Here is a 14165-nt window from a genome sequence, read left to right on the forward strand (position 1 = left end):
GTCACTCCACCTCCTCGAACGTCACCAGGTGACGGACAGTGTTGATCATGCCCCGGATCTCCGGGCGGTCTTCCTTCACGACGACGTCGCCGATCCGCTTGAGACCGAGCGAGCGCAGCGTGTCGCGCTGGTTGGCCTTGAGGCCGACCAGGCCGCGCTTCTGCTGGACCTTGAGCTGGGCCATTACTGCTGCCCTCCCGCCGTCGCCTCGAGCTGACCCTCGGCGCGCGCCTTCAGCAGCGCTGCCGGGGTGACGTCCTCGACCCGCATGCCGCGACGGGCCGCGACCTGCTCGGGCTCCTCGAGCATCCGAAGGGCCTCGACCGTCGCGTGGACGATGTTGATCTGGTTGGACGAGCCGAGCGACTTGCTCAGGACGTCGTGGATGCCGGCGCACTCGAGGACCGCGCGCACCGGACCACCGGCGATCACACCGGTACCGGGGGCGGCGGGACGCAGCAGGACGACGCCTGCGGCCTTCTCGCCCTGGACCGGGTGCGGGATGGTGCCCTGGATGCGGGGGACCTTGAAGAAGTGCTTCTTGGCCTCCTCGACACCCTTGGCGATCGCCGCGGGAACTTCCTTGGCCTTGCCGTAGCCGACGCCGACCAGGCCGTCACCGTCACCGACGATCACGAGGGCGGTGAAGCTGAAGCGACGTCCACCCTTCACGACCTTCGCGACACGGTTGATCGCCACGACTCGCTCGATGTAGACAGACTTCTCGGCCTGACCCCGACCATTGTCGCGTCCGCGACGGTCGCCCGAGCCACCGCTGCGCTGTCCGCGCTGGGCTCCGCTCATGAGATGTGCTCCATATCTAAGTTCTCTCTCTGGTCGCGATGAGCGATCAGAAGGACAATCCGCCCTCCCGGGCGGCATCGGCGAGGGCCGCGATGCGGCCGTGGTACTTGTTGCCGGCGCGGTCGAAGACAACGTCCTCGATCCCCGCGGCCTTGGCACGCGAAGCAACCAGCTCGCCGACCTTCTTGGCCTGCGTGGACTTGTCGCCACCCGCGGTGCGGACGTCGGACTCCATGGAGGAGGCGTACGCCAGGGTGGTGCCGTGGAGGTCGTCGACGACCTGCACGGTGATGTGGCGAGCCGATCGCGTCACGACCAGGCGCGGGCGCTCGGTCGTACCGTTGATCCGCTTGCGGCCGCGCGCCTGACGGCGCAGCCGTGCACGTACGCGCGTGGCGGTGTGCTTGTTGTTGCTCAGCGAGATAGCCATGTCACTTACCGGCCTTTCCGACCTTGCGGCGGATGTGCTCGCCGGAGTAACGCACGCCCTTGCCCTTGTAGGGCTCGGGCTTGCGCAGCTTGCGGATCTTGGCCGCAACCTCGCCGACAAGCTGCTTGTCGATGCCGACGACGCCGAGCTTGGTCGGGCCCTCGACGCTGAAGGTGATGCCCTCGGGGGCGTCGAAGATGATGGGGTGCGAGTAGCCGAGCTGGAACTCCAGCTGCGTCGGCCCCTTGGGGAGGACGCGGTAACCCACGCCCACGATCTCGAGCTTCTTCTCGTAACCCTCGGTCACACCCACCACCATGTTGTGGATGAGCGTGCGGGTCAGGCCGTGGAGCGAGCGGCTGTTGCGCTCGTCGTCGGGACGCTGAACCTCGAGGATGCCGTCCTCGCCCTTGGCGACCGTGATCGGCGCAGCGATGGTGTGCGACAGGGTGCCCTTGGGGCCCTTGACGGTCACCAGCGACTGGTCGATCGCGACGTCGACACCGGACGGGACCGCGATGGGGAGCTTGCCAATGCGCGACATGCTTCTCTCTCTTCCTGGTCTCAGTTGGTCCGGGTCACCAGACGTAGGCGAGGACTTCTCCGCCCACGCCCTTCTGGTTCGCCTGGCGGTCGGTCAGCAGTCCCTGCGACGTCGAGATGATCGCGACGCCGAGTCCACCGAGGACCTTGGGCAGGTGGGTGCTCTTGGCGTAGACGCGCAGACCGGGCTTGCTGATGCGGCGAACTCCCGCGATCGAGCGCTCCCGGTTGCGGCCGTACTTGAGCGTGACGGTCAGCGTCTTGCCGACGGCGGGCTCGCCCTCGGAGGAGAGGTTGTCCGCGACGTCGTAGGAGGTGATGTAGCCCTCCTGCTTGAGGATCTCAGCGAGGCCGGCCTTCATCTTGCTGTAAGGCATCGACACCACGTCGTGGTACGCCTGGTTGGCGTTGCGCAGACGAGTGAGCATGTCTGCGATCGGGTCAGTCATCGTCATGATGTGGTTCTTTCTCGTCGTGGTTTCGAACGGCTCGCGGCCGGTCCGACCTTCAACGTGTTGAGGTGGTGAGCAAGGAGACTGGGTTCACCAAGAGGACTTGGTGACACCGGGAAGCTCGCCGCGGTGGGCCATCTCCCGCAGGCAGATACGGCACAGGCCGAACTTGCGGTAGACGGACTTCGGACGGCCGCAGCGCTGGCAGCGGGTGTAGCCGCGGACAGCGAACTTCGGCTTGCGTGCGGCCTTGACCTTGAGCGCAGTCTTCGCCATGTCAGTTCTCCTTGAACGGGAACCCGAGCTGCTTCAGCAGCGCGCGGCCCTCGTCGTCGTTGGTGGCGGTGGTCACGATGGTGATGTCCATACCGCGCGACCGGTCGATCTTGTCCTGGTTGATCTCGTGGAACATGACCTGCTCGGTGAGACCGAAGGTGTAGTTGCCACGCCCGTCGAACTGCTTGGGCGAGAGGCCGCGGAAGTCGCGGATGCGGGGCAGGGCCAGCGAGAGCAGCCGGTCCAGGAACTCCCACATGCGGTCACCGCGCAGCGTGACGTGGCAGCCGATCGGCATGCCCTCACGCAGCTTGAACTGCGCGATGGACTTGCGGGCCTTGGTCACGGCCGGCTTCTGGCCGGTGATCGCGGTGAGGTCGCGGATGGCGCCGTCGATGAGCTTGGCGTCGCGAGCAGCCTCGCCGACACCCATGTTGACCACGATCTTGGTCAGGCCGGGCACCTGCATGACGTTGGCGATGTCGAACTCGGTGCGCAGCGCGGGGAGGATCTCCTCGCGGTAGCGCGCCTTGAGACGCGGGATCTCGGTGGTCTGGGTCTCGGCCATCTCAGATCTCCTTGCCGGTCTTGCGGGACACGCGGACCGAGCGGCTGGCGGCGTACGTCGAGCCGTCGGGACGGCGCTTGGTGACCTCGTCGCGACGGAAGCTGACGCGGGTGACGGTGTCACCCTCGACGAGCATCACGTTCGAGACGTGGATCGGGGCCTCACGCGTGATGATGCCGCCGGTCGTGCCGGTCTGCTGCACGGACTTGGTGTGGCGCTTGACGAGGTTCACTCCCTCGACGATCACCCGGTCCTCCTCGCGGAGCACCGAGATGACCTTGCCCTGGGCACCCTTGTCCTTGCCAGCGATCACCTTGACGGTGTCGCCCTTCTTGATGTTCATGTGCTTACCCATCTCTCACAACACCTCCGGGGCGAGCGAGATGATCTTCATGAAGCGCTTCTCGCGCAGTTCGCGGCCGACGGGGCCGAAGATGCGCGTGCCACGGGGCTCACCGTCGTTCTTGAGGATGACGGCGGCGTTCTCGTCGAAGCGGATGTAGGAACCGTCGGCGCGGCGACGCTCCTTGACGGTGCGTACGACCACGGCCTTGACGACGTCGCCCTTCTTGACGTTGCCACCGGGGATCGCGTCCTTGACGGTGGCGACGATGACGTCACCGATGCCGGCGTAGCGACGCCCAGAGCCACCGAGAACACGGATGCAGAGGATTTCCTTCGCACCGGTGTTGTCGGCGACCTTGAGTCGCGACTCCTGCTGGATCATTGGTTTCTCCTGGTTGTCGAGCTGGTTCTCACACCCTCGCGGGGTGGGAGCCTGGCCGAACTAGTGGGGTTTCTTGAGTCTGTGGGACCGGGCGGGGCGAGCAGCGCTCACCTCAGCAACGGCTCACTTGGCCTTTTCGAGGACCTCGACGAGGCGCCAGCGCTTGGTGGCCGACAGCGGACGGGTCTCCATGATGATGACCCGGTCGCCGATGCCGCACTGGTTGGTCTCGTCGTGCGCCTTCAGGCGGGACGTCTTGCGCAGCACCTTGCCGTAGAGCGCGTGCTTCACGCGGTCCTCGACAGCGACGACGATGGTCTTGTCCATCTTGTCGCTCACGACAAGGCCCTCGCGGGTCTTGCGCTGGTTGCGCTCGATTGCGTTCTCGGTCATGCCTTCGCCTCTTCAGTGTTCGCGCCCGGGGTGGTGCGGATGCCGAGCTCGCGCTCGCGCACCACCGTGTAGATACGGGCGATGTCCTTCTTGACCACGCGGAGTCGGCCGTGGCTGTCCAGCTGGCCGGTGGCCGCCTGGAACCGGAGGTTGAAAAGCTCCTCCTTGGCCTCGCGCAGCTTCGCCTCCAGGTCGGTGGCGTTGAGCTCGTCGAGCTCGTGGGCGTTCAGCTTGGTGGCAGCCATCAGAATTCACCGGCCTCTCGGGAGATGAACCGGCACTTCATCGGAAGCTTGTGCATCGCGCGGCGCATGGCCTCGCGGGCAGTGACCTCGTCGACACCGGAAAGTTCGAACATGACGCGGCCGGGCTTGACGTTGGCAACCCACCACTCGGGGGAACCCTTACCGGAACCCATGCGGGTCTCGGCAGGCTTCTTGGTCAGCGGGCGGTCGGGGTAGATGTTGATCCACACCTTCCCTCCACGCTTGATGTGACGGGTCATGGCGATACGGGCCGACTCGATCTGTCGGTTGGTCACGTAGTGACCCTCGACCGCCTGGATGCCGAACTCACCGAAGGCCAGCGAGGTGCCGCCCTTGGCAGCGCCACGGCGCTTGGGGTGGTGCTGCTTGCGGTGCTTGACGCGACGGGGCATCAACATGAGGTCAGGCCTCCTGTCCGGCGCTCGGTGCTGCCTCGACGGCCGGGGCGTCAGTGCCCTCGGCGCGAGGAGCGCGGTCGCCGCGCGAGCCACGGCTCGGGCGGTCGGCGCCACGGTTGCTGGTGGGACGGCCACCGCCGCGGCCGGGGGCACCGGCGCGGGCAGCCTGCTGGGCCTGGCGCTCGGCACGGGTGCCGGCGACCTCGCCCTTGTAGATCCAGACCTTCACGCCGATGCGGCCGAAGGTGGTCTTGGCCTCGTAGAAGCCGTAGTCGATGTCGGCACGGAGGGTGTGCAGGGGCACGCGGCCCTCGCGGTAGAACTCCGTACGCGACATCTCGGCGCCGTTGAGGCGGCCCGAGCACTGGATCCGGATGCCCTTGGCACCGGAGCGCATCGAGGTCTGCATGGCCTTCTTCATCGCACGACGGAACTGCACGCGACCGGAGAGCTGCTCGGCAACTCCCTGGGCGACGAGCTGGGCGTCGATCTCGGGGTTCTTGACCTCGAGGATGTTGAGCTGGACCTGCTTGCCGGTGAGCTTCTCGAGCTCGCCGCGGATGCGGTCGGCCTCGGCGCCACGGCGACCGATCACGATGCCGGGACGCGCGGTGTGGATGTCCACACGGACGCGGTCACGGGTGCGCTCGATCTCGACCTTGGAGATGCCGGCGCGCTCCATGCCCTTGGAGAGCAGACGACGGATCGCGACGTCCTCTCCGACGTAGGACTTGTAGAGCTTGTCGGCGTACCAGCGACTCTTGTGGTCGGTGGAGATGCCCAGGCGGAAGCCGTTGGGGTTGATCTTCTGACCCATCAGGCACCCCTTCCGTTCGTGTGGGTGGGGCCGTTCTTGCCGTTCTTGCTCGTCTTGGCGACGAACTCGGCCGGCTGCACCGCGAGGGTGATGTGGCTCGTGCGCTTGTTGATGCGGGTGGCCCGGCCCTGGGCACGCGGACGCCAACGCTTCATCGTCGGGCCCTCGTCGACCATCGCGACGGACAGCACGAGGTCGGCCCGGTTGAGGCCCTCGGTCGTCTCGGCATTGGCGACGGCGCTCTCCAGCACCTTGTAGACGGTCTCGGAGGCTGCCTGCGGCGCGAACTGCAGCAGGGTCAGGGCCTCGTCGACCTGGAGGCCGCGAACCATGTCGACGACACGGCGGGCCTTCATCGGGGTGATCCGCACGTAGCGTGCGCTGGCGTACGCGCCCGGCTGGTCGCCGAGCATCGTGCTGCGGCGCGCACTCGTGCGGCTGCGCTCGGTGGTGCTCATCGACGGCGTCCCTTCCGGTCTTCCTTGACGTGCCCGCGGTAGGTGCGGGTGGGGGCGAACTCCCCGAGCTTGTGACCGACCATGGAGTCGGTCACGAAGACGGGGACGTGCTTGCGACCGTCGTGCACGGCGATGGTGTGACCGATCATGTCGGGCACGATCATCGACCGGCGTGACCAGGTCTTGATGACGTTGTGGCTGCCCTTCGCGTTCTCGGCGTCCACCTTCTTCTGAAGGTGGTCATCGATGAAGGGGCCCTTCTTCAGGCTGCGAGGCATGTCGGTTACTTCCTACCCTTGCCGGACTTGCGACGACGGATGATCTGGGAGTCGCTGGCCTTGCGCTTGCGCGTACGGCCCTCGGGCTTGCCCCAGGGAGAGACGGGGTGACGACCACCGGACGTCTTGCCCTCACCACCACCGTGCGGGTGGTCGACCGGGTTCATGACGACACCGCGGACGGTCGGGCGAACGCCCTTCCACCGCATACGGCCCGCCTTGCCCCAGTTGATGTTGGACTGCTCGGCGTTGCCGACCTCGCCGATGGTCGCGCGGCAGCGCACGTCGACGAAGCGCATCTCGCCCGAAGGCATGCGGAGCGTCGCGCGGCTTCCCTCGCGGGCCACCAGCTGGGCGGAGTTGCCGGCCGAGCGGGCGATCTTGGCGCCGCCGCCCGGACGAAGCTCCACGCAGTGGATGGTCGAACCGACCGGGATGTTGCGCAGCGGGAGGTTGTTGCCGGGCTTGATGTCGGCGTTGGGGCCGGACTCCACCATGATGCCCTGCTCGAGACCCTTGGGGGCCACGATGTAGCGCTTCTCGCCGTCGGCGTAGTGCAGCAGCGCGATGCGGGCAGTGCGGTTGGGGTCGTACTCGATGTGAGCGACCTTCGCCGGCACGCCGTCCTTGTCGTAGCGACGGAAGTCGATGATGCGGTACGCGCGCTTGTGACCGCCACCCTTGTGCCGGGTGGTGATGCGGCCCTGGTTGTTGCGGCCGCCGTTCTTGGGCAGCGGGCGCGTCAGCGACTTCTCGGGCGTGGTCCGAGTGATCTCGACGAAGTCGGCCACCGACGAGCCACGGCGGCCCGGGGTGGTCGGCTTGTACTTGCGGATAGCCATAATCAGTTCCTAGTCAGGAGCCCGGTCAGGAGACCGGACCTCCGAAGATGTCGATGCGGTGGCCCTCGGCGAGGCTGACGATCGCGCGCTTGGTGTTGGGACGCTTGCCCAAGCCGTACTTGGTGCGACGCGTCTTGCCCTGGCGGTTGATCGTGTTGACCGAGGTGACCTTGACGTCGAAGACCTTCTCGACCGCGATCTTGATCTCGGTCTTGTTCGCGTCCGGGTGGACGATGAAGGTGTACTTGTTGGCGTCGAGCAGGCCGTAGCTCTTCTCCGACACGACCGGGGCGATCAGGACGTCGCGGTGGTCCTTGTGCAGCGTGCTCACTTGTCGTCCTCCTTGGCGGAAGCGCCGCCGGCGCGCGTGAAGCCAGCGGCCTCAGCGTCCTCGGCACTCTTGAACCAGAACTCCGCCTCGGTGGCGTCGTACCACTGGCCGTCGGGCTCGTGGAACAGGCCCGAGTCGGCGTTGCCCTTGACCTCGTAGCCCTTGGGCGCGTTGCCGCTCTTCAGCGGAGCCTTCGCACCCTTCGGCAGGGCCGGCGCCTCGTCGGCCGCAGCCTCGTCGGCGGCAGGGACGTCGGCGAACGCCTTGACCTCGGACTTCTCCGTGGCGGCAGGCTTCTCGGCCTTGGCCGGGGCGGACGCGCCACCGACGAAGACGTCGTAGGCACCCTGGGTGAAGACGATGTCGTCGGCGTTGAGCACGTCGTAGGTGTTGAGCTGGTCGACGGCGACGATGTGGACCTCGGGCGCGTTGCGCAGCGAGAGCCAGGTGATCGCGTCGGTGCGCTCGAGCACCACGAGGTAGCCCACGCGGTCGGTCAGCGAGATCAGCGAGGCCAGGGCCGACTTGGTGGAGGGCTTGTCGCCCGACACCAGCGAGTCGACCACGTGGATGCGGCCGTTGCGGGCCCGGTCGGAGAGGGCACCGCGCAGGGCGGCGGCCTTCATCTTCTTGGGGGTGCGCTGGTCGTAGCTGCGCGGCTGCGGGCCGTGGACGATGCCACCGCCGGCGAACTGCGGTGCGCGGGTCGAGCCCTGACGGGCGCGGCCGGTGCCCTTCTGCTTGTAGGGCTTGCGACCACCACCGCGCACGTCGGCGCGGGTCTTGGTGGCGTGCGTGCCCTGGCGAGCAGCAGCCTGCTGCGCGACGACGACCTGGTGGATCAACGGGATGTTGGTCTCGACGTCGAAGATCTCGGCGGGGAGATCCACGTTCACGGTCTTGACAGCCATGCTCAGGCCTCCTTGCCGGCGGTGCTCTTGGCGGCCGAGCGGAGCATCACGAGACCACCTCGGGGGCCGGGAACGGCGCCCTTGAGGAGGATGAGGCCCTTCTCGGCGTCGACGGCGTGGACCGTCAGGTTCTGGGTGGTCACCGTGTCATTACCCATGCGACCAGCCATGCGCGTGCCCTTGAACACGCGACCCGGCGTGGCGCAGGCGCCGATCGAACCGGGCTTGCGGTGGTTGCGGTGGGCACCGTGCGAGGCACCGACGCCGTGGAAGCCGTGACGCTTCATGACACCGGCGAAACCCTTGCCCTTGCTGGTGCCGGTGACGTCGATCTCGTCGCCAGCGGCGAAGGTGTCGACGCCGAGCTCCTGGCCCACCGTGTAGGCGGCCGCGTTGGCGGTGCGGATCTCGGCCACGTGACGACGGGGGGTGACCCCGGCCTTGGTGAAGTGACCGGCCTCGGGCGAGTTGACCTTGCGGGCCTCGATCTCGCCGAAGCCGATCTGGATGGCGTTGTAGCCGTCCACCTCGGGCTGGCGGATCTGGGTCACGACGTTGGTGCTCGCGGCGATCACGGTGACGGGGACGACCTTGTTGTTGTCGTCCCAGAGCTGGGTCATGCCGAGCTTGGTGCCCAGCAGGCCCTTCGCGTTGCGCTCAAAAGTGTTGGTCATCTCAGCCCTCAGAGCTTGATCTCGATGTCGACACCGGCAGGCAGGTCGAGACGCATCAGCGAGTCGACGGTCTTGGGCGTCGGGTCGATGATGTCGATGAGGCGCTTGTGGGTGCGCATCTCGAAGTGCTCGCGGGAGTCCTTGTACTTGTGGGGCGAACGGATGACGCAGTACACGTTCTTCTCGGTCGGCAGCGGCACAGGGCCGGCGACCTTCGCACCCGTACGGGTGACGGTGTCCACGATCTTCCGCGCCGAGGTGTCGATCACCTCGTGGTCATAGGCCTTGAGCCTGATGCGGATCTTCTGTCCCGCCATAGGTCCGTGTCCTCTTCGATCTCGTACGCCTGGTCTGGATTCGGTGCGCGTGCCCCTGCTGGGCCGGCACCGCCTGTTTCTCTTCCATCCGCCGACCCCCGCGGTCGGGCGTGTCGCGCTTCCAACTGAATGGATCCTGCTCGCAACACTCCCAGTGGGAGGTGGTGTTTCTCTGGATGGCACCCGACGGTTCGTCGGATCTGGTCGGGTCTCCGATCAAGATTTCTGACCCGGCGCGGTGCACACGGACGACTGTTTCGATCAAGGAGACGCGATTCAGAAGTCAAGGTGTGCCGCGCCCCGGCGACCCGCCGGAGCAACCGGAACATCTTGACAGACTCGGCACGCCCACGCCAAATCGCAGTGGAGCAGGCTCTTCGGGCCCGCTCCTCAGGCCTCCGAGCGGCAGTAGCGGAAGTCCGCGATGTCGCGGCCGACGTCGAGGCCCTTGCGCTCGAACCGGGTCACCGGGCGCTCGTCCCAGCGCTCGACCGGGCCGCCCTCCAGGGTCGGCTCGGCGTCGAGCACGTCACGCATCTGGTCGGCGTAGTCGGCCCAGTCCGTGGCCAGGCGCCAGGCGCCGCCGGGCACCAGCCGGGACGAGGCGAGTGCCGCGTTGGTGGCGTTGACCAGGCGACGCTTGTGGTGCTTGGTCTTGCGCCAGGGATCGGGGAAGAAGGTCCACAGCTCGGTCAGGCTGGCCGGTGCGATCAGGTGCTCGAGCGACCAGACGGCATCGACCGAGCAGAACCGCACGTTGTCGGCGCCCGCCTCGGCGACCCGCCACAGCGAGTCGGCCACACCGGGCAGCCACACCTCGAGGGCAAGGACGTTGTGGTCGGGCCGCGCGGCGGCGAGGACGGCGGTCGCCTCCCCGATGCCGGACCCGATCTCGACGACCAGCGGCGCCTCACGCCCGAAGCGCTCGGCCAGGGAGAAGTCAGGTCGGTCGACCGCCTCGTCGGGGATCACCCAGTCGGCCTGGTGCGCGGCCCACGCCTCGGCCTGGCGCGGCGTGAAGCGGCTCCCGCGACGCGAGTAGCTCAGGACCTCACGCATGCGACGGCCGTCCGCGGTGAGCTTGTGGTGCGGGCGAGCAGGGCGTACGACGTCGTTCACGGTGCTTATTGTCGCTCGCTCCGCTCGCGCGTGCTCAGTGCCCTCTGCGCGAGCGGAGCGAGCGCCGACAACACAGCCCCATGTCAGAGGTGCGCGAGCGCCCCGGTCAGCACGGAGCGGAGCCGCTGCTCGATGTCGTCGAACTCGGGCTGGCCGATGATCAACGGCGGCGCGAGCTGGATGACCGGGTCGCCCCTGTCGTCGGCGCGGCAGTAGAGGCCGGCCTCCCACAGCGCGCCGGAGAGGTAGCCCCGGAGCAGCCGCTCGGACTCGGCGTCGTTGAACGTCTCCTTGGTCTCGCGGTCCTTGACCAGCTCGATGCCGTAGAAGTAGCCGTGGCCGCGCACGTCGCCGACGATCGGGATGTCGAGCAGCTTCTCGAGCGTCGAGCGGAAGCCGGGGGCGTTCTGCTGGACGTGGTCCACCAGGCCCTCGCGCTCGAAGATGTCGAGGTTGGCCAGCGCGACGGCCGAGGACACGGGGTGACCGCCGAAGGTGTAGCCGTGGGCGAAGGCCGTCGTGCCCGTCTTGAAGGGCTCGAACAGCCGGTCGCTGGCGATCATCGCGCCGATCGGCGAGTAGCCGGAGGTCATCCCCTTGGCGCAGGTGATGATGTCGGGCTGGTAGCCGAACTCGGCAGCACCGAACATCTCGCCCACCCGCCCGAAGGCACAGATGACCTCGTCGGAGACCAGCAGGACGTCGTACTCGTCGCAGATCTCGCGGACCCGCTCGAAGTAGCCGGGCGGGGGCGGGAAGCACCCGCCCGCGTTCTGCACGGGCTCGAGGAAGACGGCGGCGACGGTGTCGGGGCCCTCGAACTCGATCGCCTCGGCGATGCGGTCCGCGGCCCAGCGGCCGAAGGCCTTCTCGTCGTCGCCGAGGTAGTCGGGACGGCGGTAGAAGTTGGTGTTGGGGACCTTGTGCGCGCCCGGCACCAGCGGCTCGAACATCTCCTTGAGCGGCGGGATGCCCGTGATCGACAGCGCGCCCTGCGGGGTGCCGTGGTAGGCCACGGCACGGGAGATGACCTTGTGCTTGTTGGGCTTGCCGGTCATCTTGAAGTACTGCTTGGCGAGCTTCCAGGCCGACTCGACGGCCTCGCCGCCGCCGGTGGTGAAGAAGACACGGTTGAGGTCGCCCGGCGCCATCTTCGCGATGCGGTCGGCGAGCTCGACGGCCTTCGGGTGCGCGAAGGACCAGAGCGGGAAGAACGCCAGCTCCTTGGCCTGCCTGGCGGCCGCCTCGGCCAGCTCCTCGCGGCCGTGGCCGACCTGGACGACGAACAGGCCGGCCAGCCCGTCGATGTACTCGCGGCCGTGGCTGTCCCAGATCTTGTGCCCCTCGCCCTTGACGATCAGCGGCATCTCGCCGCCGTTCTCGTAGGTCGAGTGCCGGGTGAAGTGCAACCACAGGTGGTCGCGACCGGCGGTCTGGTAGTCGAAGGACTCGCCCTCGGAGGTGTGGAGGCTCATCGTGTTCCCCAGTTGTAGTGCTGCTTGTTGAGCTTGAGGTAGACGAAGGTCTCCGACGAGACCACGCCCTCGAGCTCCCGGACCTGACGGATGACGTCGAGCAGGTGCGGGTCGTCCTCGCACACCACCTCGACGAGGAGGTCGAAGCTGCCGGCCGTCGTGACGACGTAGTCGACCTCGGGGACCTCGGCGATGCGGTCGCCGACCTTCATGAGGTCGCCCTCGGTGCGGATCCCGATCATCGCCTGGCGGGTGAACCCGACCTGCGTCGGATCCGTCACCGCGACGATCTGCATCACCTCGGAGTCGAGCAGCTTCTGGACCCGTGCACGGGCGGCAGCCTCCGAGAGGCCGACCGCCTTCGCGATCGCGGCGTAGGAGATCCGGCCGTCCTCCTGGAGGAGCTCGATGATCCGCTTCGCGGTCGCGTCGAGCTTCACGGGTCCGTCCATGGCACACATGGTGCTGTGCCGGACCGCTGATTCGCAAGCCGCCGGGCGTGGAATCCGCATTTCAGTGCGGTTAATTCTGCGATTCCCGCACTTTCTTTACCCAAGACTATGGAGATTGGTCCGCACCCCGGCCTACTCTCCCTTCACCGCACCCCGACCGGGAGGACCTACGTGACCAGCCCACGCACGCTGCGCAACTTCATCGGCGGCGCCTACGTCGACTCCGGTGTCGACGCCACCAGCGACGTCGTGAACCCGTCGACCGGCCGGGTCGTCGCCCACGCCCCCGTCAGCGGCGCCGAGGAGGTCGACGCGGCCTACGACGCGGCGGGCACGGCCTTCGGCGAGTGGGGACGTACGACGCCCAGCGAGCGCCAGCAGGCGCTGCTCAAGCTTGCCGACGCGATCGAGGCGCACGCCGAGGAGCTCATCGCACTGGAGTCGGAGAACACCGGGAAGATCAAGGCGCTCACCGCGAGCGAGGAGATCCCCCCGATGGTCGACCAGCTCCGGTTCTTCGCCGGTGCGGCGCGGGTGCTCGAGGGCAGGGCCGCCGGGGAGTACATGGCCGGGCACACCTCGTGGGTCCGGCGCGAGCCCATCGGGGTCGTCGGCCAGGTCACCCCGTGGAACTACCCGCTGCTCATGGCCGTGTGGAAGATCGGTCCCGCCCTGGCGGCCGGCAACACGGTCGTCCTCAAGCCGAGCGACACCACGCCGGAGAGCACGCTGCGCCTGGCCGAGCTCGCGTCCGAGTTCCTGCCGGCCGGCACCCTCAACGTCATCACCGGCGACCGGGAGACCGGTCGCCTCCTCGTCGAGCACCCGACGCCGGCCATGGTCGCGATCACCGGATCCGTACGAGCCGGGGCCGAGGTCGCGGCCAGCGCCGCCCCCCACATCAAGCGGGTCCACCTCGAGCTCGGCGGCAAGGCGCCCGTCGTGGTCTTCGACGACGCCGACATCGAGGCCGCGGTCGAGGGCATCGCCATCGCCGGCTACTTCAACGCCGGCCAGGACTGCACCGCCGCCACCCGCGTGCTCGTCGCCCCCGGCATCCACGACGACTTCGTCGCCGCCCTCAGCGACTACGCCAGGAGCTCCGCGCCGGTCGGGCTGCCCGACGACGCGGACGCGCTCTTCGGCCCCGTCAACAACGCGCGCCAGCTCGCCCACGTGAGCGGCTTCATCGACCGGCTCCCGTCGCACGCGACCGTGTCGGCCGGCGGCAACCGGCGTACGGACCTCGGCGACGGCTTCTACCTCGAGCCCACCGTCCTCTCCGGGCTCCACCAGGACGACGACGCCATCCAGAACGAGATCTTCGGCCCGGTCATCACGGTCCAGCGCTTCACCGACGAGGACGAGGCGATCCGGTGGGCCAACGGCGTCGACTACGGCCTCGCCTCCTCGGTGTGGACCAAGGACTTCGGCCGGGCGATGCGGATGTCCCGCGCCCTCGACTTCGGCTGCGTGTGGATCAACACCCACATCCCCCTCGTGGCCGAGATGCCGCACGGGGGCTACAAGAAGTCCGGCTACGGCAAGGACCTGTCGATGTACGGCTTCGAGGACTACACCCGGATCAAGCACGTCATGGCCAACATCGAGAGCTGAGCTCGCGGGCCATCTGC

The 14165-nt window shown here is 67.7% G+C and carries 24 protein-coding genes; 1 reads left to right on the forward strand and 23 read right to left on the reverse strand.

All coding sequences use genetic code 11. The features are described from left to right. Position 1: 1 nt before the first annotated feature. From rpmD to BM127_RS10385, 23 genes are all read right to left on the reverse strand, one after another. Entirely contained in the window at positions 2–184 is a 183-nt protein-coding gene (gene rpmD / locus BM127_RS10275; RefSeq protein ID WP_091198260.1) for a 50S ribosomal protein L30, read from the reverse strand. Then, complete coding sequence (rpsE, locus tag BM127_RS10280; protein WP_091198263.1) at positions 184–804, reverse strand: 30S ribosomal protein S5; 621 nt, start codon at positions 802–804, stop codon at positions 184–186. Before rpsE ends, rpmD begins: the two co-directional genes overlap by 1 nt. A 46-nt stretch (positions 805–850) precedes the next feature. Continuing rightward, positions 851–1234, reverse strand: coding sequence for a 50S ribosomal protein L18 (gene rplR, locus BM127_RS10285; protein ID WP_091198266.1), 384 nt, complete (start codon positions 1232–1234; stop codon positions 851–853). A 1-nt stretch (position 1235) separates the two neighbouring features. Beyond that, positions 1236–1778 (reverse strand): 50S ribosomal protein L6, encoded by a 543-nt coding sequence (gene rplF, locus BM127_RS10290; protein WP_091198268.1) that lies wholly within the window; start codon positions 1776–1778, stop codon positions 1236–1238. A gap of 34 nt (positions 1779–1812) precedes the next feature. Further along, the gene (gene rpsH, locus BM127_RS10295; protein ID WP_091198271.1) at positions 1813–2232 is read right to left on the reverse strand and encodes a 30S ribosomal protein S8; all 420 of its coding nucleotides are present in this window, start codon (positions 2230–2232) and stop codon (positions 1813–1815) included. Between the two features lie 87 nt (positions 2233–2319). Continuing rightward, positions 2320–2505 (reverse strand): type Z 30S ribosomal protein S14, encoded by a 186-nt coding sequence (locus tag BM127_RS10300; RefSeq protein WP_056151931.1) that lies wholly within the window; start codon positions 2503–2505, stop codon positions 2320–2322. 1 nt (position 2506) lies between these two features. Continuing rightward, positions 2507–3073, reverse strand: a complete 567-nt coding sequence (gene rplE / locus BM127_RS10305) for a 50S ribosomal protein L5 (RefSeq protein WP_091198274.1) — start codon at positions 3071–3073, stop codon at positions 2507–2509. Position 3074: 1 nt separating this feature from the next. Beyond that, positions 3075–3428, reverse strand: coding sequence for a 50S ribosomal protein L24 (rplX, locus tag BM127_RS10310; RefSeq protein ID WP_091198277.1), 354 nt, complete (start codon positions 3426–3428; stop codon positions 3075–3077). Between the two features lie 3 nt (positions 3429–3431). Continuing rightward, entirely contained in the window at positions 3432–3800 is a 369-nt protein-coding gene (rplN, locus tag BM127_RS10315; protein WP_056599693.1) for a 50S ribosomal protein L14, read from the reverse strand. Positions 3801–3923: 123 nt separating this feature from the next. Then, a complete protein-coding gene (rpsQ, locus tag BM127_RS10320; protein WP_091198279.1) occupies positions 3924–4193 on the reverse strand; it encodes a 30S ribosomal protein S17 in 270 nt (89 codons plus the stop codon). Continuing rightward, a complete protein-coding gene (gene rpmC / locus BM127_RS10325; RefSeq protein WP_157829543.1) occupies positions 4190–4438 on the reverse strand; it encodes a 50S ribosomal protein L29 in 249 nt (82 codons plus the stop codon). The genes rpsQ and rpmC overlap by 4 nt, the downstream gene beginning before the upstream one ends. Continuing rightward, positions 4438–4857: a 50S ribosomal protein L16 gene (gene rplP / locus BM127_RS10330; protein ID WP_091198283.1), complete on the reverse strand. Its 420-nt coding sequence runs from the start codon at positions 4855–4857 to the stop codon at positions 4438–4440. The genes rpmC and rplP overlap by 1 nt, the downstream gene beginning before the upstream one ends. Before the next feature lie 4 nt (positions 4858–4861). After that, positions 4862–5674, reverse strand: coding sequence for a 30S ribosomal protein S3 (rpsC, locus tag BM127_RS10335; protein WP_091198286.1), 813 nt, complete (start codon positions 5672–5674; stop codon positions 4862–4864). Continuing rightward, positions 5674–6132, reverse strand: coding sequence for a 50S ribosomal protein L22 (rplV, locus tag BM127_RS10340; protein ID WP_091198288.1), 459 nt, complete (start codon positions 6130–6132; stop codon positions 5674–5676). The genes rpsC and rplV overlap by 1 nt, the downstream gene beginning before the upstream one ends. After that, positions 6129–6410 (reverse strand): 30S ribosomal protein S19, encoded by a 282-nt coding sequence (rpsS, locus tag BM127_RS10345; RefSeq protein ID WP_091109718.1) that lies wholly within the window; start codon positions 6408–6410, stop codon positions 6129–6131. The genes rplV and rpsS overlap by 4 nt, the downstream gene beginning before the upstream one ends. A 5-nt stretch (positions 6411–6415) precedes the next feature. Further along, positions 6416–7252, reverse strand: a complete 837-nt coding sequence (gene rplB / locus BM127_RS10350) for a 50S ribosomal protein L2 (protein ID WP_091198291.1) — start codon at positions 7250–7252, stop codon at positions 6416–6418. A gap of 25 nt (positions 7253–7277) precedes the next feature. Beyond that, the gene (gene rplW, locus BM127_RS10355; protein ID WP_091198294.1) at positions 7278–7583 is read right to left on the reverse strand and encodes a 50S ribosomal protein L23; all 306 of its coding nucleotides are present in this window, start codon (positions 7581–7583) and stop codon (positions 7278–7280) included. Further along, positions 7580–8494 (reverse strand): 50S ribosomal protein L4, sunset domain variant, encoded by a 915-nt coding sequence (gene rplD / locus BM127_RS10360; RefSeq protein WP_091198297.1) that lies wholly within the window; start codon positions 8492–8494, stop codon positions 7580–7582. The genes rplW and rplD overlap by 4 nt, the downstream gene beginning before the upstream one ends. A gap of 2 nt (positions 8495–8496) precedes the next feature. Continuing rightward, positions 8497–9168, reverse strand: a complete 672-nt coding sequence (rplC, locus tag BM127_RS10365; RefSeq protein ID WP_091198300.1) for a 50S ribosomal protein L3 — start codon at positions 9166–9168, stop codon at positions 8497–8499. A gap of 8 nt (positions 9169–9176) precedes the next feature. Further along, the gene (gene rpsJ, locus BM127_RS10370; protein WP_008360994.1) at positions 9177–9485 is read right to left on the reverse strand and encodes a 30S ribosomal protein S10; all 309 of its coding nucleotides are present in this window, start codon (positions 9483–9485) and stop codon (positions 9177–9179) included. 390 nt (positions 9486–9875) lie between these two features. Next, complete coding sequence (trmB, locus tag BM127_RS10375; RefSeq protein WP_231263203.1) at positions 9876–10604, reverse strand: tRNA (guanine(46)-N(7))-methyltransferase TrmB; 729 nt, start codon at positions 10602–10604, stop codon at positions 9876–9878. A gap of 83 nt (positions 10605–10687) precedes the next feature. Next, complete coding sequence (locus BM127_RS10380) at positions 10688–12079, reverse strand: aspartate aminotransferase family protein (protein WP_091198302.1); 1392 nt, start codon at positions 12077–12079, stop codon at positions 10688–10690. Beyond that, positions 12076–12531, reverse strand: coding sequence for an Lrp/AsnC family transcriptional regulator (locus BM127_RS10385; protein ID WP_091198305.1), 456 nt, complete (start codon positions 12529–12531; stop codon positions 12076–12078). The genes BM127_RS10380 and BM127_RS10385 overlap by 4 nt, the downstream gene beginning before the upstream one ends. A 171-nt stretch (positions 12532–12702) precedes the next feature. Here BM127_RS10385 and BM127_RS10390 point away from each other — a divergent pair, with 171 nt between their 5' ends. Then, entirely contained in the window at positions 12703–14148 is a 1446-nt protein-coding gene (locus BM127_RS10390) for a gamma-aminobutyraldehyde dehydrogenase (protein ID WP_231263202.1), read from the forward strand. Positions 14149–14165 lie beyond the last annotated feature (17 nt).

This window comes from Nocardioides alpinus (genome assembly GCF_900112035.1).
Lineage (GTDB): Bacteria > Actinomycetota > Actinomycetes > Propionibacteriales > Nocardioidaceae > Nocardioides > Nocardioides alpinus.